We start from the raw sequence: 24759 nt of genomic DNA on the forward strand, positions 1-24759 counted from the left end.
GGGCCAGCCATGACCCAAGACCATCCCGACCGCCCCGCGACGCCCTTGCTGGACCGCGTGCACCTGCCCGCCGATCTCAAGGCGCTGTCGGACCGCGAGTTGCGCCAGCTGGCCGACGAGCTGCGCGCCGAGACGATCAGCGCGGTTTCCGTCACCGGCGGCCATCTGGGCGCGGGCCTGGGCGTGGTGGAACTGACCGTGGCGCTGCATGCGGTCTTTGACGCGCCGCGCGACAAGATCATCTGGGACGTGGGCCACCAGTGCTATCCGCACAAGATCCTGACCGGGCGGCGCGACCGCATCCGCACCCTGCGCACGGCAGGGGGGCTTTCGGGTTTCACCAAGCGCTCGGAAAGCCCCTATGATCCGTTCGGGGCCGGGCATTCCAGCACCTCGATCAGCGCGGCGCTGGGCTTTGCCATGGCGCGCGAACTGGGCGGCGATCCGGGCGATGCCATCGCGGTGATCGGCGACGGCGCCATGTCGGCCGGCATGGCCTTCGAGGCGATGAACAACGCGGGCCATCTGGGCAAGCGGCTGTTCGTGGTGCTGAACGACAATGAAATGTCCATCGCGCCGCCGGTGGGGGCGCTTTCCAGCTATCTGACCCGGCTTTACGCCGAGGCGCCGTTCCAGGACCTGCGGGCGGTGGCCAAGGGCGCCGTGGGTTTCCTGCCGCATCCGCTGCAGGAAGGCGCGCGCCGCGCCAAGGAAATGCTGAAAGGCATGACCGTCGGCGGCACATTGTTCGAGGAACTGGGCTTTACCTATGTCGGCCCGGTCGACGGCCATGACCTTGGCCAGCTTCTGCCGCTTCTGCGCATGCTGAAATCCCGCGCCGACGGGCCGGTGCTGATCCATGCGGTGACGAAAAAGGGCAAGGGCTACGCCCCAGCCGAGCGCGCCGCCGACAGGGGCCACGCCACGGCGAAATTCGACGTGGCCACCGGCACCCAGGCCAAGGCGAAATCGAACGCGCCCAGCTATACCAGCGTCTTTGCCCGGGCGCTGGTCGATCAGGGCAGCCGCGACGACCGGATCGTGGCGGTGACAGCGGCGATGCCGGACGGCACCGGGCTGAACCTGTTCGCCGAGCGCTTTCCGCGCCGCTGCTTCGACGTGGGCATCGCCGAGCAGCATGCGGTGACCTTTTCCGCGGGTCTGGCGGCCGGCGGCCTGCGGCCCTTCTGCGCGCTTTATTCGACCTTCCTGCAGCGCGGCTACGATCAGGTCGTGCATGACGTGGCGATCCAGCGGCTGCCGGTGCGCTTTGCCATCGACCGCGCCGGTCTGGTCGGCGCGGACGGGGCCACCCATGCCGGCGCCTATGACATCGCCTTTCTGGCGAACCTGCCCGGCATGGTGGTCATGGCCGCGGCAGATGAGGCCGAGCTGGTCCATATGGTCGCCACCGCCGCCGCCCATGACGCAGGCCCGATCGCCTTTCGCTATCCGCGCGGCGAGGGCATGGGCGTCGAGATGCCCGAGCGCGGCGTCCCACTGGAAATCGGCAAGGGTCGTGTCATGGCCGAGGGCAAGCGCGTCGCGATCCTCAGCTTCGGCACCCGCCTGGGTGAGGTCATGCGCGCCCGCGAATCGCTGATGGCACGCGGCATTGCCCCCACGGTGGTCGATGCCCGCTTTGCCAAGCCGCTGGACCGCGAGCTGATCCTGCGCCTTGCCCGCACGCATCAGGCGCTGATCACCATCGAGGAAGGCGCGGTCGGCGGCTTTGGCAGCCTGGTCGCGCAGCTTCTGGCCGATGCGGGCGTGTTCGACGGCGGCCTGCGTTTCCGCCAGATGGTGCTGCCCGACACATTCATCGACCACGCCAGCCCCGAGGCCATGTATCGCGAGGCCCGCATGTCCGCCCCCGACATCGAAAGCAAGGTGCTGGAGGTGCTGGGCGTGGCGCAGATCGGCGAGCGGCGGGCATGAGCGAAATTCCGTCCAGCAGCGATCTGTTGCCCGTTGTCTTGCAGCAAATGGCAAAGAGTGCACGCAACCCACGCGAGTGTCTTCCTGCGATACAAAAGCATTTTAGCTTATCTGACGAGGCTATGTCTGTCGAAATTGCCAGCGGAGGCCGCACGAAAGTCTTTGACCGCGCGGATTGGGCAGGGCTCTGGCTTCAGCAAGCTGGGCTCACAGAAAAAGTTGGGCGTGGACACAATGTTGTTACACCGGCAGGGCACGAACTGTTGGCTTCTGGCACATTGATAGACAGAAAATATGTCCAAGGATTGCCCCTCTATGTCGCGTGGCGGGAGGCCCGAAAGGACAAGCGGGCTTTTGCGCCGTCCACTCAGCCCATAGATGTCGCCGAAGAGGACCAGACCCCTTCCGACCTGATCGACTTTGCGTATCGCCAGCTTGACGTCGCCCTTGCCGAGGACCTGTTGGACCAGGTCCTGACGCTTTCCCCGACCCGGTTCGAGCGGCTGATCGTCGATCTGCTTGTCGCCATGGGCTATGGCGACGGCCGCGCCGAGATGGGGCAGGCGCTTGGCCGCTCGGGCGATGGCGGCATCGACGGCGTGGTGAACGAGGACAAGCTGGGTCTCGATGCCGTCTATATCCAGGCCAAGCGTTACGCGCCCGAGAATGTCGTGGGCCGCCCGGCCTTGCAGGCCTTCATCGGCTCGATGACCGGCGAAAGCGCCAGCAAGGGCGTCTTCGTCACCACCTCGGCCTTCTCCAGGGAGGCGCGCGACTATGTGCGCCGCGTGCAGCAGCGCGTGGTGCTGATCGACGGGGCGCGGTTGGCGCGGCTGATGATCGATCACGGCGTCGGCGTCCGGATCGACAAAAGCTATGTCTTGCGCTCGATTGACGCTAACTTCTTTGACATGGGCTGAATCCCGGGCGCCAAGGACGCTGCACCGATGCTTCGCATTCTTTTGACCGGCCTTCTGATGTCGGCGCCGCTGGCGGCGGCGGCGCAGGACTACATGCCGGCGCTGTTCGATGTCACCGTGGTCGAGACCTGGGACCGGCTGAACGTGCGCGAGGCGCCGGACGGGGCGGCGAAGATCGTCGGCACCCTGCCCTCGACCGCGAAGGGGGTCGAGTTGCTGGCGCGCGATGCCAGCGGCAAATGGGGCAAGGTGAACGTGGGCGAGACCACCGGCTGGGTGGCGCTGCGCTTTCTCAAGCCGCAGGCGGTGGTCTGGCTGCCTGCGGCGCTGCCGCTGTCGCTGAAATGCAGCGGCACCGAGCCCTTCTGGTCCATCCGCACCGTCGAGAAGGGGCTGGTGCTGGCCGAGCCCGGGCAGCCCGACCGCCCGCTGAGCCTGCGCAAGGTCATGGACCGCGGCATCGCCGGCGAGCCGACGCGCGGCCTGATCGCCGGCGACGACAAGGGCCGGCTGACCGCCTTCATGCGCCCCGGGCAATGTTCGGACGGCATGTCGGACCACAGTTTCGCGCTGGCGGTCAGCGTCATCCTCGAAGGCAAGGACATGCCCTCGCGCATGCTGACCGGCTGCTGCTCGATCGCGCCCTAGATCGCGATGCCCTCGGCGCGCGCCAGCGCCGCCAGGCCCGAGCGGTAATCGGGATAGCGCAGCCGCAGCCCCAGTTCGCGCTTGGCGCGCGCGTTCGAGACGCGCTTGCTTTCGCCGTAGAAGGACCGCGCCATCGGCGTCATTTCGGCGCTGGCGAAATCCTCGGCCGGGGGCAGGGGCAGGCCCAGCAGTTCCGCCGCATGGCCGATCACCGCCTCGGGAGGGGCAGGGTCGTCGTCGCACAGGTTGTAGATGGCGCCCGGGCGCGGCGCATGGATCGAGGCCAGCAGCGCCTGGGCGATGTCCTCGGCATGGATGCGCGAGAAGATCTGCCCCGGCTTGACGATGCGCCGCGCGGTGCCGGCGCGCAGCTTGGCAAAGGGCCCGCGGCCCGGGCCATAGATACCGGCGAGGCGGAAGATGTGCAGCGGCAGATCGTGTTCGCCGGCCAGTGCCTGCCAGGCCCGTTCCGCCGCGACGCGCTCATGCCCGCGCCGGGTCGTCGGGGCGCAGGGCGTGTCCTCGTCGACCCAGCCGCCGTCGCGGTCGCCATAGACGCCGGTGGTCGAGAGATAGCCAAGCCAGCGCGGGCGGGCGCGGGCGATGTCGCCGGCCAGCGCGGCCAGCACCGGATCGGCCCCCCGATGCGGCCCGATCGAGACTAGGATCACCTCGGCGGCGGCGATGGCGGCGCGCAACTCACCCTCGGGTCCGGGCCAGAGCAGCGGCGCGGCCCCGGCGGCGGCGACCCGGCCGCTGTCGGCGCGGGTGGTGCCGGTGACCTGCCAGCCCTCGGCGCGCAGCAAGGGCGTCAGGAAGCCGGCGCTGTAGCCGTGGCCCAGGATCAAGGCCCTCATGGCCGCCCCCGCAGGATCTCGGCGGCGATGGCAAAGGACCGCTGCCGTGCCGCCTGGTCGAAGATATTGCCGACAAGGATCAACTCCTCGGGGCGGTGGCGCGCGATCAGCGCCTGAAGCTGCGCCGCGACCTGATCGGGCATACCGACGGCGCTGATGGCCATCGCCTGCTCGACCGCTGACCGGACCGGCTGGGGGATGGCGGCATCGGGATCGTCCAGCGGCGCCGGCAGCAGGCCCGGCATGCCCAGCCGCAGCCGGGCGAAGGCCAGTTTCTGACTGCTGTGCAGGCGCCGCGCCTCTGCCTCGGTCCCGGCGGCCACGACATTCACCGCCAGCATGAAGCGCGGCCTCGCCCCGAAGGGCGTCGGCTGGAAGCGCGCCCGATAAAGATCGCGCGCCGCATCCAGATCGCCGGGGGCGAAATGGCTGGCGAAGGCATAGGGCAGGCCCAGCGCCGCGGCAAGGCTGGCGCCGTAAAGAGACGAGCCGAGGATCCAGACCGGCACGTTCGTGCCTTGGCCCGGGCAGGCGGTGATCGCGGCGCCGGGGCGTGGCGGGCCGAGATAATGCAGCAGCTCGACCACGTCATCGGGAAATTCCTCGTCGCGCTGGCGCGAGCGGCGCATGGCGCGCATCACCGCGCCGTCGCCGCCTGGCGCGCGACCAAGGCCGAGGTCGATGCGCGGCCCGTGGATCGTCGCCAGGGTGCCGAACTGTTCCGCGATGACCAGCGGCGCATGGTTGGGCAGCATGACGCCGCCGGCGCCGACGCGGATGCTGGCGGTCTGCGCCGCGACATGGCCGATCAACACCGCGGTCGCGGCGCTGGCGATGCCGGGCATGTTGTGATGCTCGGCCAGCCAGAAGCGGTGATAGCCCCAGCCTTCCGCGGCGCGGGCCAGGGCCACGGCATTGGCGATCGCCTGCCGCGCGTCCTGGCCCTCGGCCACCGCGGCAAGGTCGAGGATGGAAAACTGCATCTCGCTCTCCTGGTTCGCCTTGACAGATAGGGGCTCTGGCCACGGCTTGCCAGCCCCCGGCGCCACTGGCACAGTCCCGCCAGAGCGACCCGGAGACCCGCATGACCCGAGACGATGGCCTGCCCCTGGAAACCCCTGAGCCGGTGGCGCGCAGCCATTTCGACGATCCCGCCGCCGCGGTCGAGCGGCTGATCGCGCTTTACCAGCGCTCGGCGCAGTTCCTGCTGCAGCGTTTCGTGGCGACTCTGCGCGGCGGGCCGCCGCGCGCGCGCTATCGCGCCTTCTATCCCGAGATCCGCCTGGTCACCGCCAGCCATACCAAGACCGACTCGCGGCTGTCCTTCGGCCATGTCACCGTGCCGGGCAGCTATGCCGCCACGGTGACCCGGCCGGACCTGTTCAAGGGCTACCTGACCGAGCAGATCGCGCTGCTCTTGCGCAACCACGGCGTGCCGGTGGCGATCGGCGACAGCGCGACGCCGATGCCGGTGCATTTCGCCGTGGCGACGCAGGGCAGTTTCAACGTGCCGCAGGAAGGCGTGCTGGGCTATTCGCTGCGCGATGTCTTTGACGTGCCGGACCTGAACACGATGAACGACGACATCGTGAACAGCATCGCCATCGTCAATGCCGATGGCAGCCTGCCGCTGGCGCCCTTCACCGCGCAGCGGGTGGATTATTCCCTGGCGCGGCTGGCGCATTACACCGCCACCCTGCCCGAGCATTTCCAGAACTTCGTCATGTTCACCAACTATCAGTTCTACGTGGACGAGTTCGAGGCCTTCGCCCGGCGCGCCCTGGCCGATCCCGGCTCGGGCTACAGCGAATTCGTCGCGCCCGGCAATCACGTCCTGCAGCGCCCCGAGGATGTCATTGCCACCGGCGCCAAGATGCCGCAGATGCCGGCCTATCACCTCAAGCGCCCGGATGGCGACGGCATCACCCTGGTCAATATCGGCGTCGGCCCCTCGAACGCCAAGACCGCCACCGATCATATCGCCGTCTTGCGCCCGCATGCCTGGCTGATGGTCGGCCATTGCGCCGGGCTGCGCAACAGCCAGTCGCTGGGCGATTTCGTCCTCGCCCATGCCTATCTGCGCGAGGATCACGTGCTGGACGACGATCTGCCGGTCTGGGTGCCGATCCCGGCCCTGGCCGAGGTGCAGGTCGCGCTGCAGGAGGCGGTGGCCGAGGTCACGCAGCTGGACGGCTATGAGCTGAAGGCGATCATGCGCACCGGCACCGTGGCCACGATCGACAACCGCAACTGGGAATTGCGCGACCAGTCCGGCCCGGTGCAGCGCCTGTCGCAGTCGCGCGCCGTGGCGCTGGACATGGAAAGCGCCACCATCGCCGCCAACGGGTTCCGCTTTCGCGTGCCCTATGGCACGCTGCTGTGCGTGTCCGACAAGCCCCTGCACGGAGAGCTGAAACTGCCCGGCATGGCCACGGATTTCTACCGCACGCAGGTGGCCAACCACCTGCTGATCGGCATCCGCGCCATGGAAAAGCTGCGCGCCACGCCGCTGGAACGCATCCACTCGCGCAAACTGCGCTCGTTCAACGAGACCGCCTTCCTGTGACTGGTGCGCTTTGGCGTCGGTTTCGCGGCGTTATGGATAAAAGCCGAGGAAATGGCTTGAAATGCGCGCAAAAAGCTTGTGTAGCGGCAACCATGCCGCCAAGGTGGCGACCGGAATTTTCCCGAACCGGGAACAACGAGGAGACAGACTATGGCCCAGGCCGCTTCGAAACCGATGACCAAGACCCAGCTCGTCGCCACGCTGGCCGACGAGATGGGAAGCGACAAGAAAACCGCTGCGGCGGCTCTGGACGCGCTCTCGGCCGTCGTGTCGCGCACGGTCGCCGATGGTGGCGCGCTGACCCTGCCGGGCATCGGCAAGGTCGCCTGCCGCACCCGCCCCGAGCGTCAGGTCCGCAATCCGCAAACCCAGGAGATGATGACCAAGCCCGCCGACAAGGTGGTGAAGGTCACCGTCGCCAAGGCGCTGAAGGACAGCGTGAACGCCTGATCCGGAGCCGTTCCGGCATCCGGGGCCGCGCCTGACCGGCGCGGCCCCTTGCATTTTCGGGCACCACTCGGGCCTTGCGCCCGTCCGCGCATCTGCTAGCCCATGGGCGCTGGAGGCGGGGCGCTGGAGGCGGGGCGCGCGGGGAGGGGGCGTGATGGATTTCAGGGCCATTCTGATGGGGGTCAGCTTTGCGCTGATCTGGGCCTCGGCCTTCACCGCCACGCGCATCGCGGTGCTGGCGGCGCCGCCCTTCAGCGCACTGGTGATCCGCTTTGCCATCTCGGCGGTGCTGGCGGTGGCGCTGGCGCGGGCGCTGGGCCAAAGCTGGCGCCTCAGCCGCGCCGAGTGGCGCACGGTCATCGTTTTCGGCATCTGCCAGAACGCGCTTTATCTGGGGCTTGCCTGGATGGCGATGCAATATGTCGAGGCCTCGGTCTCGGCGATCATCGCCTCGGCCATGCCGCTGATCGTGGCCTTTCTCGGCTGGACGCTTTATCGCGAAAGGCTGCGCCCGATGGCCGTGGCCGGGCTGGTGCTGGGCGTCCTGGGCGTGGCGCTGATCATGGGGGTGCGCCTGCGGCAGGGGCTGGACCTTTACGGCGTGTTCCTGTGCGTGTGCAGTGTCATTGCCCTGACCTTCGCCACGCTGGCGGCGCGCGGCGCCGGCGGCAGCCGAAACATGATGATGATCGTCGGGCTGCAGATGGCGGTGGGTGCCGTGGCGCTGCTGCCGCCGGCGCTGCTGCTGGAATGGGGCGCCCCGGTCGACTGGAGCGCGGCGCTGATCGTCGCCATGCTCTATTCCATCGCGGTGCCGGGGATCGCCGCCACCTGGATCTGGTTCCTGCTTGTGGTTCGCGTCGGCGCGGTGCGCGCGGCGACCTTCCATTTCCTGTCGCCGATCTTTGGCGTCGCCATCGCCGCGGCGCTGCTTGGCGAAAGCTTTGGTCTGTCGGATGTGGTCGGCGCGCTGGTCGTGGCGGCGGGAATCCTGATGGTGCAGATGGCGCGCATCCCGCCGGCAACCGGGGCGCTCGGGGTGCAAGCCATGACCGGGCGCCGCTGATCGCGCCCGGCAATGGCAAAGGGGGCCGCCCGAAGGCGACCCCCTTGTCGTTCGTGGAGCCGGATCAGAAGCGGAAATTCAGGCCGACCTTGACATTGTTGTAGACCGGGGTCGCCTCGGTCGAGAACATGTCGGTGGACAGGGTTTCCTTGCCGAAATTGGCATATTCGTATTCGCCGGTCACCGACATGCGGTCGCTCAGGCGCTTTTCCACGCCGAGCCCGACGACATAGCCATCCTTCTTGAAGTCGAGGTTGTTGCCGGCCACCTCATAGTCGACGTCGGCGCGGGCCCAACCGGCGATGCCATAGACCAGCATGTCGGGCTGGACCAGGTAACCGGCCTTGAGGCGCAGGGCGAGGACGTTCTTGATCCGGGTTTCCGCCTCCATCGGCACCACGCCGATGGTGCCATTGGTCTCGCCCTTGATGTTGGTCATCTCGAAGCCGAGTTCCGGCCCGAAAACCCAGCGGTCGCGCTGCAGGGTATAGCCGGCGCGGATGCCGGCGTTCACGCCATCGCCGCCCAGATCGCCGATGTCGCCCCTATAGACGTTGGGCGTGGCGGTGATGTCGGTGATGCCGACGACATCGTCGCCGCCAAAGCCATAGCCGAGGGTCGCGCCGATATAGCCGCCCTGCCAGTTCATCACCGGCGCCTCGATGATCGGTGCGACCACGGGCTCGACGACAGGTGCGGCAAAGCCGCCGGCATTCGCCATCACCGCGCTGCCAAGGATCAGGGCGGCGGTCGAGGTCAGGATGGCGGTCTGGTTGCGCAATGCGTTCATCGTTACGGTTCTCCTGTTCGCGGGGACGCGGAATCGGGCGGTCCCGCGGCGTCCGGGTTGAACATCAACTAGTCCTGCGGCGGGCCTCACGCAAGGTGACGGATAAAATTCGCCGCTCCTCGCGATAATGCGCGGCTAATCGGCAACAATCAACCGCACGGTGCGGCAGGCCCGCGGATCCGCCGGGAATTGCCGGGCCGCCGGCCTCAGATGTCCAGATTCTCGACGCTCAGGGCGTTTTGCTGGATGAAATCGCGCCGCGGCTCGACGACATCACCCATCAGCTTGGTAAAGATGTCGTCGGCCTCGCCGAGATCCTCGATGCGGACCTGCAGCATGGTGCGCGCCGCCGGATCCAGCGTGGTTTCCCACAGCTGTTCCGGGTTCATCTCGCCCAGACCCTTGTAGCGCTGCAGCGACAGGCCCTTTTCCCCCTCGAGGAAGATCGCCTTCAAGAGGTCCAGCGGGCCGTGGATGGCGATGTCGCGATCCTTGCGGATCAGATGTGCGCCCCGGCCATAGATCTCCTGCAGGCTGTCGGTCATGGCCGCCAGGCGGCGGCTTTCGGCGCTGCGCAGCATCGGCCCGTCCAGGGTGCGGCTTTCCTCGACCCCGCGCAACAGCCGGGTCAGGCGGATGCCGGCGTCCTGGGTCGGGCGCCCGGACCAGCCGCGCTCATATTCCTCGGCGATCAGGTCAAGGCGCGCGGCCACGGCCGTGGCCACGCCTTGCGCGTCGCTGTCCATGCGACCCTGCACCAGCGCCCCGGCGATCGCCGCCTGTTCGGTGATATGCGGGGGATAATGCGTCGGATAGGCGCGCAGGATGCGGCGCGCCAGCCGCGCCTCATCGACGACGCGGGCCAGATCGGCGCCGCTGATCTGCTCGCCAGTGCCCAGCCGCAGGCTGGCGCCGTCGGTGCCCTGCCCGATCAGGTAATCCTCCAGCGCCGCCTCGTCCTTCAGATAGACCTCCGAGCGGCCGCGGCTGACCTTGTAGAGCGGCGGCTGCGCGATATAGAGATGCCCCGCCTCGATCAGCTCGGGCATCTGCCGGAAGAAGAAGGTCAGCAGCAGCGTGCGGATATGGGCGCCGTCCACGTCGGCATCGGTCATGATGACGATCTTGTGATAGCGCAGCTTGCCCAGATTGAACTCGTCGCGGCCGATGCCGGTGCCCAGCGCGGTGATCAGCGTGCCGACCTGATCGCTGGAAAGCATGCGGTCGAAGCGCGCGCGCTCGACGTTCAGGATCTTGCCGCGCAGGGGCAGCACCGCCTGGTTCTGGCGCGAGCGGCCCTGCTTGGCCGAGCCCCCGGCCGAGTCGCCCTCGACGATGAACAGCTCCGACAGCGCCGGGTCCTTTTCCTGGCAGTCCGCCAGCTTGCCGGGCAGCGAGGCCACGTCCATCGCGGTCTTGCGCCGCGTCAGCTCGCGCGCCTTGCGCGCCGCCTCGCGCGCCAGCGCCGCCTCGACGATCTTGCCGACGATCGACTTCGCCTCGGCGGGGTTTTCCTCGAACCATTCGGCAAGCTTTTCGCCCACCAGCCCCTCGACCGCCGGGCGCACCTCGGACGACACCAGCTTGTCCTTGGTCTGGCTGGAGAATTTCGGGTCCGGCACCTTGACCGACAGCACGCAGGTCAGCCCCTCGCGGGCGTCGTCGCCGGTGAAATCGACCTTTTCCCGCCGCGCCTGGCCGTTCGACTGCGCATAGCTGTTGATCACCCGGGTCAGCGCGCCGCGAAATCCCGCCAGATGCGTGCCGCCGTCGCGCTGAGGGATGTTGTTGGTAAAGGGCAGCACGGTCTCATGGTAGCTGTCGTTCCACCACATCGCCACCTCGACGCCGATGCCGCCGCGCTCGCCCTGGATGAAGATCGGCTCGGGCATGACCGGGGTCTTGGAACGGTCGATGAACTTGACGAATTCCCGCACCCCGCCCTGATAGAACAGTTCCGTGCGCAGCGCCTCGGCCGGGCGCTCGTCCTCGAGGATGATGCGCACGCCCGAATTGAGGAAGGCCAGTTCGCGCAGGCGGTTTTCCAGCACCTTGTAGATGAAGTCGCGGTTCGAGAACGTGCCCTCGCCGCCATCCTCGCGCGATGAGGCCAGAAAGCGCACCTCGGTGCCCTTCTCGCCCGGGGCGGCATCGCCCAGCACGCGCAGGTGTTCGACCGTGTCGCCATGTTCGAAGCGGACGAAATGTTCCTTGCCGTCGCGCCAGATGCGCAGTTCCAGCCAGTCCGACAGTGCGTTGACCACCGAGACGCCGACGCCATGCAGCCCGCCCGAGACCTTGTAGGCATTGCTGTCGAACTTGCCGCCGGCATGCAGCTGCGTCATGATCACCTCGGCGGCCGAGACGCCCTCGCTCGGGTGCATGCCGACCGGGATGCCGCGGCCGTTGTCGCGCACCGAGACGCTGCTATCGGCATGGATGCGCACGCGCACGAAATCGGCATGTCCCGCCAGCGCCTCGTCGATGCCGTTGTCCACCACCTCATAGACCATGTGATGCAGGCCCGAGCCGTCGTCTGTGTCGCCGATATACATGCCGGGACGCTTGCGCACCGCCTCCAGGCCCTTGAGAACCTTGATGGAATCGGCGCTGTAGTCGGAAGGCTGCGGGGCGGCTTCGGTCATTGTCTTGTTATCCTGCCTTGGGCCTGCATCTTATAGGGTGGGCAGCGACGAATGTCACGGGAAAGCCACGGATTTTCCGGCCCGCGGGGCGTCGCCGGCCTAGCCGAGACCCTCGGCATCCAGCAGCGTGCGCCCGTCGCGGCTTTCGATCTCGATCACCCACAGGTCGGGGTCGCGGGCGCAGTCGCGGGCGATGGAGGCGTCGATCGTGGCCTCGTCGTCGCTGTCCTGGCACAGCCACAGCCGCAGGTCGCGGTCCAGGTCCCATTCCCGGGCCCACAGGCTGGCGCGCCCGTCCATCGTAGCGCATTTCACCAGCACCGCGCCGGCCGTGTCGTCGCCGTGGCGGGTGATATAGGCCGGGATGTCGGCCAGTGCCAGCCGGCGCAGATAGGCCGCGACCCAGATCCCCGCCGCCAGCCGCGGCTCAGGCATCGCCGTCGCGGAAGTCGAGCCCCATCTCGTTATAGCGCTCGGCCTCGTCGAGCCAGTTCTCGCGCACCTTGACCTGCAGGAACAGATGCACCGGCCGGCCCATGAACTCGGCCAGTTCCGCGCGTGCGGCCTGGCCCACGGCCTTGATCGTCTCGCCGCCCTTGCCCAGGACGATGCCCTTGTGGCCGGGGCGCGCGACATAGACGATCTGATCGACCCGCGCCGAGCCGTCCTGCTTCTCCTCCCAGCGTTCGGTTTCCACCGTCAGTTGATAGGGGATCTCCTCGTGCAGGCGCAGCGTCAGCTTTTCGCGGGTGATCTCGGCGGCGATCATGCGCATGGGCAGGTCGGCCACCTGGTCCTCGGGGTAAAGCCAGGGCCCCTCGGGCACTTGCTCCGCCAGCCAGGCCAGCAGGTCGTCGCAGCCATGGCCCTTTTCGGCCGAGATCATGAAGGTGGCGGCAAAGTCGAAGGCGGCGTTCAGCTTTTGCGACAGCGCCAGCAGCGCCTCGGCCTTTACCCGGTCGATCTTGTTGATCACCAGCGCCACCGGCGTGGTGCCGGCATTTTCACGCAGCTGGTCGATGATCGCCTGCGCGCCGTCGGTCAGCCCGCGATGCGCCTCGATCAGCAAGAGGATCACGTCGGCATCCGCGGCGCCGCCCCATGCGGCCTTGACCATCGAGCGGTCCAGCCGCCGGCGCGGGCGAAAGATGCCGGGCGTGTCGACAAAGACGATCTGGCTGTCCCCGGCCATGGCGATGCCGCGGATGCGGGCGCGCGTGGTCTGCACCTTGTGCGTCACGATCGAGACCTTGGCCCCGACCATGCGGTTCAGCAGCGTGGATTTTCCGGCATTCGGCTCGCCGATCAGGGCAACAAAGCCCGCGCGTGTGTCGCTCATGTGGTTCCTTCGATCTGGCCTTCGATCTGGCCAAGCAGGGCGGCGGCGGCCGCCTGTTCGATGCTGCGTTTCGTGCCCGTGCCGCTGGCCCCGGCCTTGCGGCCATCGTCCAGCTCGACGGTGATCTCGAACTCCGGCGCGTGGTCGGGGCCGCGGCGCGCGGTCTGGTGATAGCGCGGCGGGCTCATGCCCTGGGCCTGCGCCCATTCCTGCAACGCGGTCTTGGCGTCGCGGGCGTCGGCATCGACATTGGCCAGCCGCCCGGCCCAGAGCGCCAGCACGATGCGGCGCGCCGCCTCGAAGCCGGCGTCCAGATAGATGGCGGCGATCACCGCCTCCATGGCGTCGGCCAGAAGCGCCTCCTTGCGGCGCCCGCCCGACATCATTTCCGAGCGGCCGAGCTTGAGCACCTCGCCCAGGCCGATGTCGCGGGCGACGCCGGCGCAGGTCTCGCCCTTGACCAGCGCGTTGTAGCGCGGCGCCAGTTGGCCCTCGGTGGCGCTGCGGTCGGCGCTGAACAGCGCCTCGGCCATGGTCAGGCCCAGCACGCGGTCGCCCAGAAACTCCAGGCGCTGGTTGTCGGGCCGCGTGCTCGAGGCGATCGAGCCATGCGTCAGCGCCCGCACCAGCAGTTCCGGGCGCGCGAATTCGTGCCCCAGCCGTTTCGAGAAGGCCTGGATCTCGGCGGATAGTTTCATGTGCCAATTCTGCCACGAGCCGGGGCGCCGCGGCAATTCTTCCCTAGTTGACCGCCTTGAAGAACCGGTCCGCGCGCCAGGTCCAGAAATACAGCAGCGACCGGCCGGCCGAGGAAAAGATGATGCGGTCGGCGCGGCCGATCAGGAATTCCGCCGGCACCATGCCGACGCCGCCGATCGAGGCCGGCCAGCGCGAATCGCCGGAATTGTCGCGGTTGTCGCCGAGGAAGAAGAAATGCCCCTCGGGCACGGTGAATTCGGCGGTATTGTCGCCCGGGCCGCCGTCGAAGATGTTCAGCACATCGTGGCGCAGGCCGTTGGGCAGGGTCTCGGTCAGGCGCTGCTTTTCGCACAGGCCGCCCGCCGGCACGGGTTCGTTGGCGCATTTCGGCAGGCTTTGCTGCGGGCCCTGTGGCGCGAAGGGTTCGGAAAAGGTGCCGGCGGCTTCCTGCGGCACCGGCTCGCCGTTCAGCCACAGCTGGCCGTCCTTCATCTGCACCCGGTCGCCCGGCAGGCCGATCACGCGCTTGATGAAATCGTCGCCCCGCGTCGGGTGGCGAAACACCACGACATCGCCGCGTTCGGGATCCGAGCCGAGGATGCGCCCGGGGATCGGGCACAGGCCGAAGGGGCAGGACACGGCGGAATAGCCGTAGGCCATCTTGTTCACGAACAGAAAATCGCCGATCAGCAGCGTGTCCTTCATGCTGCCCGAGGGGATCCAGAACGGCTGGAAGAACAGGGTGCGGAAGACGCCCGCGATCAGCAGGGCCCAGAAGATGGTCTTGACGGTTTCCCAGATGCCCCCATCCTTGCGGGCGTCGTGCTTGGCCATTGATGCCGGTCCCTTCATGCGGAAGTCGCGCGTTCATGGGGGGCTTGGAGCGGCAAAGTCAAGCCGTGGCCGTTCTCGGCCAGCGCCTCGATCACCACGAAGGCCTGCGCCCAGGGGTGGTCGTCGGTCAGCGTGACATGGACGCGCGCGCGATGTCCGGGCGGGGTCATCGCCGCCAGCCGCGCCGCCGCCCAGCCGGTCAGTTCCATCACCGGCTGGCCGCCGGGCAGGTTCTGAACCGCCATGTCGCGCCAGGCGATGCCCATGGCCAGGCCGGTGCCAAGCGCCTTGGAACAGGCCTCCTTGGCGGCCCAGCGCTTGGCCAGCGTCGCAGCCTCATGCCGGCGCCGCGCCGCCAGCGCCAGTTCGCGTTCGGTGAACACGCGCTTGCGAAAGCGGTCGCCATGGCGCGCGAGCACGCCGGCGATGCGGTCGATGTTGCACAGGTCGGTGCCGATGCCGAGAATCATCTGCCTGATGGTCCTGCCGGATATGAGTATTTGGGGAACAGAGAAGTCAGCCCCGCGCCGCGTCCATGCGGCGGCGCATCTCGCGGATGGCGCCATCGAGGCCGAGAAAGATCGCTTCCCCGATCAGGAAATGGCCGATGTTCAACTCCACGATCTGCGGGATGGCGGCGATCGGGGCGACATTGCCGAAGGTGAGGCCGTGACCGGCGTGGACCTCGAGCCCGAGGCCGGCGGCCAGCGCTGCGCCCTGGCGCAGGGCCGCAAGCTCGGCGTCGCGTTCGGCTTTGCGGCCTTCGGTGTCGAGGTCGCAATAGGCGCCGGTGTGCAGTTCGACCACCGCGGCGCCGATGCGGGCGGCGGCCTCGATCTGGGCGGGCTCATGGCCGATGAACAGCGACACCCGGCAGCCGGCCTCGCGCAGGGGGGCGATGAAATCGGCGAGGAAGGCGGTGTGCCCCGCCACGTCGAGCCCGCCTTCGGTGGTGCGTTCCTCGCGTTTTTCGGGGACAATGCAGACGGCATGCGGGCGATGTTTCAGCGCGATGGCCTGCATTTCCGCGGTCGCGGCCATCTCGAAGTTCAGGGGCAGGCGCAGGTTTGCCGCCAGCCGGTCGATGTCGGCGTCGGTAATGTGGCGGCGGTCCTCGCGCAGATGCGCGGTGATGCCGTCGGCGCCGGCGGTCTCGGCCAGTTCGGCGGCGCGCAGCGGGTCGGGCCAGGGTGTGCCGCGGGCATTGCGGACGGTGGCGACGTGGTCGATGTTGACGCCAAGGCGCAGCATGGTGTTTCTCCCGATAGTGTCTGCGGCAGGTTAGGGTTTTGTCGGCGCAAGTCCAGAGGTCGCCAGCCACCAGCCGGGCCGGGCGCGGGCGATGCGGGCGCGCGCCGCCTCGGCGGCTGCGGCGCTGGCAAACAGGCCAAAGCAGGTCGCACCCGAGCCAGACATGCGCGCCAGCGCCGCGCCCGCGTCGCGCAGCGCCGCAAGGCATTCGGCGATCTCGGGCAGCAGCCGCATCGCCGGGGTCTGAAGGTCATTGCGGCAGGTGTGCAGGAAGGCGATCAGCGCGGCGCGGTCGGGAAAGGGCGGCAGCGGCTCGGGCATGGGCGGGTTCTGGCGCTGCGCGAGCGCCGCGAACACCGCGGGCGTGGCCAGCGCGCGGCGGGGGTTGACCAGCAGCAGGTCAAGGGCCGGCAGCGCTGGCAGCGGCGCGAGGATTTCGCCCAGGCCACGCATGCGCGCCGGCCGGCCGGCCATGCAGACCGGCAGATCGGCGCCAAGCGCCTCGCTGCCCCGCGCCGGCGCCCCCAGCGCGCGCAGCACCGCCGCCGCATCGGCCGAGCCGCCGCCGATGCCCGAGGCCACCGGCAGGTTCTTTTCCAGGGTGATCGCCGCCTCGCGCCCGGCCAGCCGCGCCGCACGCAGGCACAGATTGTCCGGCCCCGGGTCCAGGTCGCCGGCAAAGGGGCCGGTCACCGCCAGCGACAGCGGCCCCTCGGCCAGCGTCACCACATCGCCCAGTTCCAGGAACACCACCAGCGAATCAAGCAGGTGATAGCCGTCGGCGCGTTGGCCGGTGACATGCAGCGTCAGGTTCAGCTTCGCGGGGGCGGGCTCGCGCCGGGGCAGGGCCATGTCAGTCCTGGGGCGGCTGGCTTTCGGGCGCCGGCGGGCGCGCCTCGGGCAGCTTGCCGCCATTCTGCTTTTCCTCGGCCAGCACCGCGTCGAGGCCGCGTTCCAGCTTGGCGCGGATGCGCTTGGCCTCGGCCTCGGTCTCGGGTTCCAGCGACAGCGCCCGGCGCCACTGGATCTCGGCCTCGCGCTGGCGGCCGACCATCCAGTAGATGTCGCCCATGTGGTCGTTGACCAGCGCATCGCCCGCCATGGCAGCGACGGCGCGTTCCATCGGCGCCACCGCCTCGTCGTAATGGCCGAGGCGGAAATAGACCCAGGCCAGGGAATCGAGGATATAGCCGTCGTCGGGGCGCAGCCTGACCGCGCGCTTGATCAGCTCGAGCGCCTCGTCCAGCTTTTCGCTGCGGTCGACCAGGCTGTAGCCGAGATAGTTCAGCACCTGCGCCGAATCCGGGCGGATCTTCAGCGCGGCGCGGAAATCGGCCTCGGCGCGGGGAAAATTGCCCGAGCGTTCCAGCGCAATGCCGCGGGCGTAAAGCGGAAACCAGCGCGCCTCGCCGTGTTTCGGGTCGATCAGGCTCAGCGCCTTGTCATAGGCCGGCACCGCTTGGGCGAACTTGTCCTGCTGGCGCAGAAGATCGCCCAGCGCGACCCAGCCGGGCGCCAGTTCCGGATGCGCCGCGGTCAGCGCCAGCGCCGCCTTTTCGGCATCGTCCAGCCGGTCGGCCCGCGCCAGCGCGTCGATGCGCGCCAGTTCCGCGACCGGGCGCATCTCGCCCTGCTTGCGCAGGGTCTCGAATTCGGTCTCGGCCAGGTCGAACTGGCCAAAGCCCTGCAGCATCTGCGCCGCCAGCAGCCGCGCCTCGCCCATGTCGGGGGCCAGATATTCCGCCAGCCGGGCGTGGATCAGCGCCAGCGGGTCGGGATCCTCCTCGCCGGCCATCACCGAGGCGAAGGTCAGATAGACCTGGGCGATGCCGTCCGCCGGGCCACGGATGGCGTCGAAGGCCAGGGTCTCCCCCTTGGCCATGCGGTCGCGCATCGCCAGCAGCTGCGGTTCCTCGGCAAAGCCGGGTGTGGCCTCGAGCATGGCGATGGCGTCGCGGTTGCGCTCGAGCTGCGACAGGACCTGTGCCCGGGCGATGATGCCAAGGATATGGCTGCCGGTCTCGGGATCGGCCAGCAGCAGTTCGGCGCCCTCGAAATCGCCGACCTTGGCCCGGGCCAGCGCCAGGTGATAGTTCACCATCGGCGCCGCGCCCTGCACCTCAAGCAGCTTGCGAAAGGATTCCAGCGATTCCGTGGCCTTGCCCGCACCCAGCAGCGCCCAGGCCCGGATCAGCCCGTCGACCAGCACGGCGCCCACCGGGGTCTCGGTCGGCTGGGTGCCGGGGGTTGCGTCGATGGCGGCGACCAGATCGGCCCAGCGGCCGGCGCGCGCCAGTTCGCTGCGCTGCACCAGCCGCGCCAGTTCCGTGGCGCGGCCCTGGTCGCTCATGGTCAGCGCCAGCGCCACCGCGCGCTCCATCTCGCCGGCCGAGATCAGCGAGACCAGGGCGCTGTCCTGCAGATAGGGGTCGGTGTCATCCTGGGCCAGCGCCTGCAGATAATAGCTGGCGGCGGCGCCAAAATCGTTCTGGATCGCTGCCATGCGCGCCGCCAGATAGGGCCCGGCCAGCCCATGCAGATCGAAGGTGGCGGCCGGAACGGCTGGCGTGGCCGGCGTCGCGGGCCGGTGCGCGGGCCGCTCGCTGTCCTGGGGCGCGGGCGTTTCGGACTGCGCCAGTTGCGGCCAGTCCGCGACGGGGACGGGGCCGGGGACGGGGCCAGGCGGCAGCGCCAGCGCCGGCGCTGCGGTCAGCGCGATCAGCGCCAGCGGGATCAGTCTTGTGGTCACGGCTTGGCCCGCTCCTTGGCAGATGGCCCGGCGAACCTAGCGGCCGTCGCGGCATTGGGCAACGCCGCGCCAGGCCGGGGGGGCCGGTCCGGCAATCACATGTTCGGGTAGTTCGGCCCGTCGCCGCCCTGCGGCGTGGTCCAGTCGATGTTCTGGCTGGGGTCCTTGATGTCGCAGGTCTTGCAATGCACGCAGTTCTGGAAATTGATCTGGAAACGCGGCCCGTCCTCGCCCGGCAGCACCTCATAGACCCCGGCCGGGCAATAGCGCTGCGCCGGCTCGTCATATTCGGGCAGGTTCACCCGGATCGGCAGCGAGGGATCCTTCAGCTTCAGGTGGCAGGGCTGGCTTTCCTCATGGTTGGTGAAGGAAAAGCTGACATTGGTCAGGCGGTCGAAGGACAGCTTCCCGTCCGGGCGCGGATAGTCGATCGGCTTGAAGTCACGCGCCTTGCCGGTGGCCTGGGCATCCGTCTTGCCGTGTTTCCAGGTGCCCAGCGGGTTCCAGCCGGTCAGGTTCGCCACCCACATGTCAAGGCCGCCGAGCATCAGCGAGGCGCTCAGCCCCAGTTTCGACCACAAGGGCTTGACGTTGCGCACCGGCTTCAGATCGGCGGCGATGTCGCCGCTGCGCAGCTCGGCCTCATAATCGGTCAACTCGTCGCCCGCGCGGCCGGCGGCGATCGCGGCGGCCGCGGCCTCGGCGGCGGCGATCCCGGACAGCATGGCATTGTGGTTGCCCTTGATGCGCGGCACATTGACCAGCCCGGCCGAGCAGCCCAGAAGCACCGCCCCCGGCACCGTCAGTTTCGGGATCGACTGCCAGCCGCCCTCGCTGATCGCCCGCGCGCCGTAAGCCACGCGCTTGCCGCCCTGCAGCAGTTCCGCGACCATCGGGTGATGCTTGAAGCGCTGGAACTCCATATAGGGGTAAAGATGCGGATTGGCGTAGTTCAGGTGCACGACAAAGCCCACCAGCACCTGATTGCCCTCGAGATGATAGATGAAGCTGCCGCCGCCGGCATTCTTGCCCAGCGGCCAGCCCATGGTGTGGGTCACCGTGCCGGGGCGGGCCTTCTCGGGGTCGATCTCCCAGATCTCCTTCATGCCGAGGCCGAATTTCTGCGGCTCGTGCCCGGCGGAAAGATCGTATTGCGCGATCAGCTGCTTGGCGAGGCTGCCGCGCACACCCTCGGCGATGAAGACATATTTGCCGCGCAGTTCCATCCCCGGCTCGTAATTCGGGCCGGGGGTGCCGTCGGCATTCAGCCCCATCTCGCCGGCGACGACGCCGGCGACGCGGCTGCCATCCATGACCAGTTGCGAACAGGCCATGCCGGGAAAGATCTCGACCTCCAGCGCCTCGGCCTCGCTGGCCAGCCAGCGGCAGACATTGCCCATGCTGACGATATATTTGCCGTGGTTCGACATCAGCGGCGGCATCGGCCAGTTCGGCACCCGGATGCCGCCCGCCTCGCCCAGCAGGTAGAAATTGTCACGGGTGACCGCGGTGGTGACCGGAGCGCCCCGCTCCTGCCAGTCGGGGATCAGCCGGTCCAGCCCCGAGGTGTCCAGCACCGCGCCCGACAGGATATGGGCGCCGATCTCGCTGCCCTTTTCCAGCACCACCACCGAAAGTTCCGGGTTGACCTGCTTCAGCCGGATCGCCGCCGACAGGCCGGCCGGGCCGCCGCCCACGATGACAACGTCATAGTCCATGGACTCGCGGATCACTTCAGTCATGGCTCGGCCCTCCATTCCCTGGCTCTGGCAACTGCGCCCTCGCACTAGCCTGTAATAATCCTGCCGGCAATCGCAACGCGGGGGCGCGGGGGCGGGGCGCCCGCAGGCGGGGCTTGAAACGCCGGGCGGAACCGGCTTTGATGCCTTCCGAGTTTCTGCGGGCGCCCCCGGCCGATGGTCGGGGGCGTTCCCGCACCTTGTTTCGCGTTGACTGGCGTCGCAGGCTTGCGACCGGAAGGACTGGAATGGAAAAGATACCGATGACCCGCGCGGGCTATGACCTGCTGGACGAGGAGCTGCGCCAGCTGCGCGCGGTCGAGCGCCCGGCGGTGATCCGCGCCATCGCCGAGGCGCGCGAGCATGGCGACCTGTCGGAAAACGCCGAATACCACGCCGCCCGGGAAAAGCAGAGCTTCGTCGAGGGCCGCATCAAGGAGCTCGAGATGATCATCTCGCGCGCCGAGGTGATCGACACCTCGAAACTGGCCGGCTCGGTCAAGTTCGGCGCCACCGTCACCCTGATCGACGAGGATACCGAGGAGGAGCGCACCTATCAGATCGTCGGCGAGGCCGAGGCGGATCTGGAACGCGGGCTGTTGAACCTGCGCTCGCCGCTGGCGCGGGCGCTGATCGGCAAGGATGAGGGCGACAGCGTCGAGGTGGTGACCCCTGGCGGTGGAAAATCCTATGAGATCATCGCGATCCGCTATGTCTGAGGAAAGGGGCCGGGGATGAACACGCTGGAGGTCCTGCGCCGGATGGCGGCCGAACAGGCGCGCGGCCGGGCGCTGGTGATCGGGGCCGGCGTCAGCCTGGCCTGGCTGGCGCTGGTGGCGCTCTTTGCCTGGCTGGCGCCCGAGCCCGAGCCCGGCGCCGCGCAATCCGGCGCGGGCTGGGTCATGTGGCTGGTGGGCGTGCTCTTGCCGCTGGCGCTGGTCTGGCTGGCGGTCTGGTCGGCGCGCAGCCTGTCGCTGCTGCGCGACGAGGCGCTGAGCCTGCGCGCGGAACTGGCGCGCATGCAGGCCGCGGCCAGCCCGGGCGATGCGCTGCCTGCGATCGAACCCGGCACGCCGCGCGATACCCTGCCGCCGCGCCGACGCGCCCCGCCGCCGCCGCGCGCCAGCACGCCGCGCCAACCGGCGGCCGAGGCGGCCGAGGTGGCGGAACTGACCGCGCCCGAACTGTTCCATGCCCTGAACTTTCCCGACGGTCCCGATGACCGCGAGGCGATTCGCTGCCTGCGCCTGGCGCTGGCCGATCCGCGCCTGGCCGGGCTGATCCGCGCCGCGCAGGATGTGGTGACGCTGCTGGCCGGGCAGGGTGTCTACATGGACGAGCTGCATCTGCCGCAGGCCGACCCGGCGCTGTGGCAGCACCTTGCCCGGGGCGCGCGCGGCGAGGCCCTGACCGGGCTTGCCGCGATCCAGGACCCGGTGGCGCTGGCCAGTGCCGGGGCGATGATGCGCAGCGACGAGGTGTTTCGCGACGTGGCCCAGCATTTCCTGCGCCAGTTCGATCGGCTGCTGGGCGAACGGGCGCAGGCCGGCGATGCGCAGTTGCTGGCGATGCTGGCCGAATCGCGCTCGGGCCGGGCCTTCCTTTTGCTGGCGCAGGTCAGCGGCATGCTGGGCCGGGCCGAGCCCGCGGCCGAGGCCGGCTGAGCGCCTACAGCGCCAGCCGCAGCACCACCGCCGGGGCGGACCAGGGCCAGCCCAGGCGCTGGCGCGCCACCGGCCGAAAGCCCATCGCCTGCCAGGCCGCCAGCGCAACGCCATTGCCGGCCGCGACCTCGGCAAGCAGCGCCTCATGCCCGTGCGCGCTGGCCCGGGCGGCGGCTGCCGCGACCAGGGCGCGCGCCAGCCCGCGCCGCCGCCAGGGGGCCGCGACCGCCACCCCGTCGAGAATCATGTCCGCCGTCGCCGCCCCCGGCCGGTAAAGCCCGGTCAGCAGATGGCGCAGCAGGCCCCGGCGCGGACCCCAGACGCCGAGGAATCCCGCGGCATCCGGCGCCAGCAGCCCTCCCCGGCTGTCGCGCAGCCCGGCGATGCCGACCGGCCGCCCCGAGGGCGACAGCGCCAGCAGCGCGTGATCGGGCCGCATCAGCGCCCTGACCAGCGCCAGCCCCTGGCGCGGCCCGGTCGGCAGCGGCTGGATCTGGGCGCCGAAATGGCGCCAGTAAAGCGCCGCCGCCGCAGGCGCCAGTTCGGGCGGGATGCCGTGCAGGATCCGGGCCGGGGCTGGGGTCATGGCTTGCTTGTCTTTCGCGGCGGAATGCGCCTATCTGTCGCAACCCTACCCGATTGACGAGCGCATTTCACCATGTCCCTGCCCGCCGATGCCGCCGCCACGGCTGATCTCAGCCCCGAGCAGCTGCGTGCGCTGCGGCGCAGCCCCGCGGCCTGCGTGCGCCACGGCTTCGTGCAGGCGCTGCCCTTCGTGCTGGTGCTCTTGCCCTTCGGCATGCTGTTCGGGGTGCTGGCCTCGGACGCCGGGCTGAGCCTCGGGCAGATCATCGGCTTTACCGTGCTGGTCCTGGCGGGGGCCTCGCAATTCACCGCGGTGCAACTGATGAGCGAACATGCGCCGGCCTTCGTGGTCGTCGTCTCGGCCATCGCGGTGAACCTGCGGCTGGCGATGTATTCGGCTGCGCTGGTGCCCTGGCTGGGCGAGGCGCAGCCGCGCGACCGCGCCTGGATCGCCTATTGCCTGTTCGACCAGAATTTCGCCCTGGCGCTGCAGCAGTTCGAGAAACACCCGCGCCTGCGCATCGAGCAGCGCGTCAGCTATTTCCTCGGCACGACATTCGCCACCGCCGTGCCCTGGTTCATCGCCACGCTGCTGGGCGTCTGGGCCGGCAATGCCATTCCCGAAAGCTGGGCGCTGGATTTCGCCATTCCCATCACCTTCCTGGCGCTGGTGGCGCCGATGCTGCGGTCGCTGGCGCATCTGGCGGCGGCGCTGGTCGCCACGGTCGGGGCGCTGGTCTTTGCCTTCCTGCCTTCGGGGCTGGGGCTGTTCGTGGCGGCGCCGCTGGCCATGCTGGCCGGCGCCGGGACCGAGATCCTGCTCGAACGCCGCAGGGGGGTGCCGCGATGACCGGCTACGGCAGCGCCACGATCTGGCTGATCATCCTTGGCTCGGGCCTTGGCACCTATCTGCTGCGCTGGTCATTTCTGGGGGCGCTTGGCCGGCGCAGCATGCCGGGCTGGGTGCAGCGGCTGCTGCGCTATACCGCCGTGGGCGTCCTGCCGGCGATCGTGGCGCCGCTGGTGGTCTGGCCGGCGGCCACGCATGGCGAGGCCGACCCGGCGCGGATGATCGCGGCGCTGGCGACGCTGGCGGCGGGGCTGCTGACCCGCAACATCCTGGCGGCGATCCTTGCCGGCATGGCGACGCTTTATCTGGCGCTTTTCCTGATCTGATGAAGCTGGCCGTCGGGGCCGTAGCCGGCGATGATGCCGTTCTTCTGGCGCAGCAGCACGTCGTGGTTGTTGGCCGGATCGCCGTCCATGTGCCTTTTCGAGGTCACGCCCGGCAGGGTCAGGAACCAGGCCCTGAGCTTGAGCGGCGAGAACCCGCCCGGCGCGGCCTCGAACCCCGGCACGCGGCGCAGCACCTGGCCGGTCGAGGCGGCGCAGAAGCTCTTGTTCGTGGCGCCCTGGGACTCGGCCTCGCGGATGGCGGCATTGGCGACCGCCAGCGGCACCGCCACGCTGTCCTCGGCCACCCAATAGGTCGCGCGGGCGTGGTAGTCGATGTAGAAATTGCGAAAATTCGGGGTGATGCCGTAAAGCACGTCGCCGCGTTCGGGGATGGCGGGATGTTCCCAGCTGCCGGCCGGGTCGAAGATCACCCGCTGGCTGCCGTTGATCATCAGCGCCGAATGCCCGCCTTCGCCGCGCGGGATGCCGATGACGGTCAGAAGCGTGATCGAGGGCGGCTCGTCCGAGACATAGCGCGCGCGCCGCACCGCCTCGTCGCTGGCCCATTTGTGATCGGCACCGCAAGCCGCAAGCGCGGCCGGCAGCGCCAGTGCAAGGAAACTGCGCCTTTGCATGGAATTTCAGTCTTTCGTCCGGAGGTCAGGCGTTGGCAAGCGCCATGAAGATCAGCACGAAGATCGACAGCACGATCGCCCAGACCGAGACCTTGATGAAGCCGGCGAAGGTCGCCTGATGGTGGCGGATGTCCATTTCACCGTGCTTGTGCGGGGTGATGTCGTTGTGCGAGGCCATGATCCTGTCCGTTTCTGCGCGCGATATTGC

General features: G+C 68.9%; 26 protein-coding genes. 10 read left to right on the top strand and 16 right to left on the bottom strand.

The features are described from left to right. The first annotated feature begins 9 nt into the window (after positions 1-9). The 3 genes from dxs (at position 10) to WMK75_RS06890 (ending at position 3506) form a co-directional block, all read left to right on the top strand. The gene (gene dxs / locus WMK75_RS06880) at positions 10-1938 is read left to right on the top strand and encodes a 1-deoxy-D-xylulose-5-phosphate synthase (protein WP_347266928.1); all 1929 of its coding nucleotides are present in this window, start codon (positions 10-12) and stop codon (positions 1936-1938) included. Between the two features lie 305 nt (positions 1939-2243). After that, on the top strand, positions 2244-2858 hold the full coding sequence (locus WMK75_RS06885) for a restriction endonuclease (protein ID WP_347266929.1): 615 nt from the start codon (positions 2244-2246) through the stop codon (positions 2856-2858). A 27-nt stretch (positions 2859-2885) separates the two neighbouring features. Then, complete coding sequence (locus WMK75_RS06890; RefSeq protein ID WP_347266930.1) at positions 2886-3506, top strand: SH3 domain-containing protein; 621 nt, start codon at positions 2886-2888, stop codon at positions 3504-3506. Here the strand turns inward: WMK75_RS06890 and WMK75_RS06895 are convergent. Both WMK75_RS06895 and WMK75_RS06900 read right to left on the bottom strand, forming a co-directional pair. Further along, positions 3503-4363, bottom strand: coding sequence for an SDR family oxidoreductase (locus WMK75_RS06895; protein ID WP_347266931.1), 861 nt, complete (start codon positions 4361-4363; stop codon positions 3503-3505). The two genes, WMK75_RS06890 and WMK75_RS06895, sit on opposite strands and share 4 nt — an antisense overlap. Next, complete coding sequence (locus WMK75_RS06900) at positions 4360-5346, bottom strand: LLM class flavin-dependent oxidoreductase (protein ID WP_347266932.1); 987 nt, start codon at positions 5344-5346, stop codon at positions 4360-4362. Before WMK75_RS06900 ends, WMK75_RS06895 begins: the two co-directional genes overlap by 4 nt. A 101-nt stretch (positions 5347-5447) precedes the next feature. Between WMK75_RS06900 and WMK75_RS06905 the strand changes: the two genes are divergently transcribed. From WMK75_RS06905 to WMK75_RS06915, 3 genes are all read left to right on the top strand, one after another. Beyond that, complete coding sequence (locus WMK75_RS06905; RefSeq protein WP_347266933.1) at positions 5448-6929, top strand: AMP nucleosidase; 1482 nt, start codon at positions 5448-5450, stop codon at positions 6927-6929. 150 nt (positions 6930-7079) lie between these two features. Further along, complete coding sequence (locus WMK75_RS06910) at positions 7080-7379, top strand: HU family DNA-binding protein (protein WP_347266934.1); 300 nt, start codon at positions 7080-7082, stop codon at positions 7377-7379. Between the two features lie 154 nt (positions 7380-7533). Next, on the top strand, positions 7534-8445 hold the full coding sequence (locus WMK75_RS06915) for a DMT family transporter (RefSeq protein ID WP_347266935.1): 912 nt from the start codon (positions 7534-7536) through the stop codon (positions 8443-8445). Positions 8446-8509: 64 nt separating this feature from the next. Here WMK75_RS06915 and WMK75_RS06920 read toward each other — a convergent pair whose 3' ends face one another. From WMK75_RS06920 to WMK75_RS06970, 11 genes are all read right to left on the bottom strand, one after another. Continuing rightward, positions 8510-9235, bottom strand: coding sequence for an outer membrane beta-barrel protein (locus tag WMK75_RS06920; RefSeq protein WP_347266936.1), 726 nt, complete (start codon positions 9233-9235; stop codon positions 8510-8512). Between the two features lie 206 nt (positions 9236-9441). Beyond that, entirely contained in the window at positions 9442-11880 is a 2439-nt protein-coding gene (gene gyrB, locus WMK75_RS06925; RefSeq protein WP_347266937.1) for a DNA topoisomerase (ATP-hydrolyzing) subunit B, read from the bottom strand. A 99-nt stretch (positions 11881-11979) separates the two neighbouring features. Further along, entirely contained in the window at positions 11980-12315 is a 336-nt protein-coding gene (locus WMK75_RS06930) for a DUF1491 family protein (protein ID WP_347266938.1), read from the bottom strand. Continuing rightward, the gene (gene era, locus WMK75_RS06935) at positions 12308-13219 is read right to left on the bottom strand and encodes a GTPase Era (RefSeq protein WP_347266939.1); all 912 of its coding nucleotides are present in this window, start codon (positions 13217-13219) and stop codon (positions 12308-12310) included. Before era ends, WMK75_RS06930 begins: the two co-directional genes overlap by 8 nt. Continuing rightward, the gene (gene rnc / locus WMK75_RS06940; RefSeq protein ID WP_347266940.1) at positions 13216-13917 is read right to left on the bottom strand and encodes a ribonuclease III; all 702 of its coding nucleotides are present in this window, start codon (positions 13915-13917) and stop codon (positions 13216-13218) included. Before rnc ends, era begins: the two co-directional genes overlap by 4 nt. Positions 13918-13960: 43 nt before the next feature. Then, entirely contained in the window at positions 13961-14752 is a 792-nt protein-coding gene (lepB, locus tag WMK75_RS06945) for a signal peptidase I (protein WP_347266941.1), read from the bottom strand. Positions 14753-14766: 14 nt separating this feature from the next. Then, positions 14767-15222, bottom strand: a complete 456-nt coding sequence (gene acpS / locus WMK75_RS06950; RefSeq protein WP_347266942.1) for a holo-ACP synthase — start codon at positions 15220-15222, stop codon at positions 14767-14769. Positions 15223-15268: 46 nt separating this feature from the next. Then, entirely contained in the window at positions 15269-16003 is a 735-nt protein-coding gene (locus tag WMK75_RS06955) for a pyridoxine 5'-phosphate synthase (protein WP_347266943.1), read from the bottom strand. A gap of 30 nt (positions 16004-16033) precedes the next feature. After that, entirely contained in the window at positions 16034-16855 is an 822-nt protein-coding gene (locus WMK75_RS06960; protein WP_347266944.1) for a 4-(cytidine 5'-diphospho)-2-C-methyl-D-erythritol kinase, read from the bottom strand. A 1-nt stretch (position 16856) separates the two neighbouring features. Further along, positions 16857-18752 (bottom strand): tetratricopeptide repeat protein, encoded by a 1896-nt coding sequence (locus tag WMK75_RS06965; protein WP_347266945.1) that lies wholly within the window; start codon positions 18750-18752, stop codon positions 16857-16859. Positions 18753-18847: 95 nt separating this feature from the next. Beyond that, on the bottom strand, positions 18848-20494 hold the full coding sequence (locus WMK75_RS06970; protein ID WP_347266946.1) for an electron transfer flavoprotein-ubiquinone oxidoreductase: 1647 nt from the start codon (positions 20492-20494) through the stop codon (positions 18848-18850). Between the two features lie 245 nt (positions 20495-20739). Between WMK75_RS06970 and greA the strand changes: the two genes are divergently transcribed. Together greA and WMK75_RS06980 are read left to right on the top strand one after the other, a co-directional pair. Continuing rightward, positions 20740-21210: a transcription elongation factor GreA gene (greA, locus tag WMK75_RS06975; RefSeq protein ID WP_347266947.1), complete on the top strand. Its 471-nt coding sequence runs from the start codon at positions 20740-20742 to the stop codon at positions 21208-21210. Between the two features lie 15 nt (positions 21211-21225). After that, a complete protein-coding gene (locus WMK75_RS06980; protein ID WP_347266948.1) occupies positions 21226-22155 on the top strand; it encodes a hypothetical protein in 930 nt (309 codons plus the stop codon). A gap of 4 nt (positions 22156-22159) precedes the next feature. Here WMK75_RS06980 and WMK75_RS06985 read toward each other — a convergent pair whose 3' ends face one another. Further along, the gene (locus tag WMK75_RS06985; protein WP_347266949.1) at positions 22160-22741 is read right to left on the bottom strand and encodes a GNAT family N-acetyltransferase; all 582 of its coding nucleotides are present in this window, start codon (positions 22739-22741) and stop codon (positions 22160-22162) included. A gap of 72 nt (positions 22742-22813) precedes the next feature. On the opposite strand from WMK75_RS06985, the gene WMK75_RS06990 reads away from it, so the two are divergent. Next, complete coding sequence (locus WMK75_RS06990; protein WP_347266950.1) at positions 22814-23590, top strand: AzlC family ABC transporter permease; 777 nt, start codon at positions 22814-22816, stop codon at positions 23588-23590. After that, positions 23587-23916 (top strand): AzlD domain-containing protein, encoded by a 330-nt coding sequence (locus tag WMK75_RS06995; protein ID WP_347266951.1) that lies wholly within the window; start codon positions 23587-23589, stop codon positions 23914-23916. Before WMK75_RS06990 ends, WMK75_RS06995 begins: the two co-directional genes overlap by 4 nt. Here WMK75_RS06995 and WMK75_RS07000 read toward each other — a convergent pair. Both WMK75_RS07000 and WMK75_RS07005 read right to left on the bottom strand, forming a co-directional pair. Next, on the bottom strand, positions 23892-24551 hold the full coding sequence (locus WMK75_RS07000) for a hypothetical protein (RefSeq protein WP_347266952.1): 660 nt from the start codon (positions 24549-24551) through the stop codon (positions 23892-23894). The two genes, WMK75_RS06995 and WMK75_RS07000, sit on opposite strands and share 25 nt — an antisense overlap. 25 nt (positions 24552-24576) lie before the next feature. Beyond that, positions 24577-24729 carry an aa3-type cytochrome c oxidase subunit IV gene (locus tag WMK75_RS07005; RefSeq protein ID WP_347266953.1) on the bottom strand — a complete coding sequence of 51 codons (153 nt, stop codon included), beginning with the start codon at positions 24727-24729 and terminating at the stop codon, positions 24577-24579. Between the last annotated feature and the right edge of the window lie 30 nt (positions 24730-24759).

Source organism: Paracoccus sp. (in: a-proteobacteria), assembly GCF_039808215.1.
Lineage (GTDB): Bacteria > Pseudomonadota > Alphaproteobacteria > Rhodobacterales > Rhodobacteraceae > Paracoccus.

Bases quoted from the DNA above. Each gene is read 5' to 3' on its own strand.
- dxs (WP_347266928.1), top strand. From the start codon at position 10: ATGACCCAAGACCATCCCGACCGCCCCGCGACGCCCTTGCTGGACCGC.
- WMK75_RS06890 (WP_347266930.1), top strand. From the start codon at position 2,886: ATGCTTCGCATTCTTTTGACCGGCCTTCTGATGTCGGCGCCGCTGGCG.
- WMK75_RS06895 (WP_347266931.1), bottom strand. From the start codon at position 4,363: ATGAGGGCCTTGATCCTGGGCCACGGCTACAGCGCCGGCTTCCTGACG.
- WMK75_RS06900 (WP_347266932.1), bottom strand. From the start codon at position 5,346: ATGCAGTTTTCCATCCTCGACCTTGCCGCGGTGGCCGAGGGCCAGGAC.
- WMK75_RS06905 (WP_347266933.1), top strand. From the start codon at position 5,448: ATGACCCGAGACGATGGCCTGCCCCTGGAAACCCCTGAGCCGGTGGCG.
- WMK75_RS06910 (WP_347266934.1), top strand. From the start codon at position 7,080: ATGGCCCAGGCCGCTTCGAAACCGATGACCAAGACCCAGCTCGTCGCC.
- WMK75_RS06915 (WP_347266935.1), top strand. From the start codon at position 7,534: ATGGATTTCAGGGCCATTCTGATGGGGGTCAGCTTTGCGCTGATCTGG.
- WMK75_RS06920 (WP_347266936.1), bottom strand. From the start codon at position 9,235: ATGAACGCATTGCGCAACCAGACCGCCATCCTGACCTCGACCGCCGCC.
- gyrB (WP_347266937.1), bottom strand. From the start codon at position 11,880: ATGACCGAAGCCGCCCCGCAGCCTTCCGACTACAGCGCCGATTCCATC.
- WMK75_RS06930 (WP_347266938.1), bottom strand. From the start codon at position 12,315: ATGCCTGAGCCGCGGCTGGCGGCGGGGATCTGGGTCGCGGCCTATCTG.
- era (WP_347266939.1), bottom strand. From the start codon at position 13,219: ATGAGCGACACACGCGCGGGCTTTGTTGCCCTGATCGGCGAGCCGAAT.
- rnc (WP_347266940.1), bottom strand. From the start codon at position 13,917: ATGAAACTATCCGCCGAGATCCAGGCCTTCTCGAAACGGCTGGGGCAC.
- lepB (WP_347266941.1), bottom strand. From the start codon at position 14,752: ATGGCCAAGCACGACGCCCGCAAGGATGGGGGCATCTGGGAAACCGTC.
- acpS (WP_347266942.1), bottom strand. From the start codon at position 15,222: ATGATTCTCGGCATCGGCACCGACCTGTGCAACATCGACCGCATCGCC.
- WMK75_RS06955 (WP_347266943.1), bottom strand. From the start codon at position 16,003: ATGCTGCGCCTTGGCGTCAACATCGACCACGTCGCCACCGTCCGCAAT.
- WMK75_RS06960 (WP_347266944.1), bottom strand. From the start codon at position 16,855: ATGGCCCTGCCCCGGCGCGAGCCCGCCCCCGCGAAGCTGAACCTGACG.
- WMK75_RS06970 (WP_347266946.1), bottom strand. From the start codon at position 20,494: ATGACTGAAGTGATCCGCGAGTCCATGGACTATGACGTTGTCATCGTG.
- greA (WP_347266947.1), top strand. From the start codon at position 20,740: ATGGAAAAGATACCGATGACCCGCGCGGGCTATGACCTGCTGGACGAG.
- WMK75_RS06980 (WP_347266948.1), top strand. From the start codon at position 21,226: ATGAACACGCTGGAGGTCCTGCGCCGGATGGCGGCCGAACAGGCGCGC.
- WMK75_RS06985 (WP_347266949.1), bottom strand. From the start codon at position 22,741: ATGACCCCAGCCCCGGCCCGGATCCTGCACGGCATCCCGCCCGAACTG.
- WMK75_RS06990 (WP_347266950.1), top strand. From the start codon at position 22,814: ATGTCCCTGCCCGCCGATGCCGCCGCCACGGCTGATCTCAGCCCCGAG.
- WMK75_RS06995 (WP_347266951.1), top strand. From the start codon at position 23,587: ATGACCGGCTACGGCAGCGCCACGATCTGGCTGATCATCCTTGGCTCG.
- WMK75_RS07000 (WP_347266952.1), bottom strand. From the start codon at position 24,551: ATGCAAAGGCGCAGTTTCCTTGCACTGGCGCTGCCGGCCGCGCTTGCG.
- WMK75_RS07005 (WP_347266953.1), bottom strand. From the start codon at position 24,729: ATGGCCTCGCACAACGACATCACCCCGCACAAGCACGGTGAAATGGAC.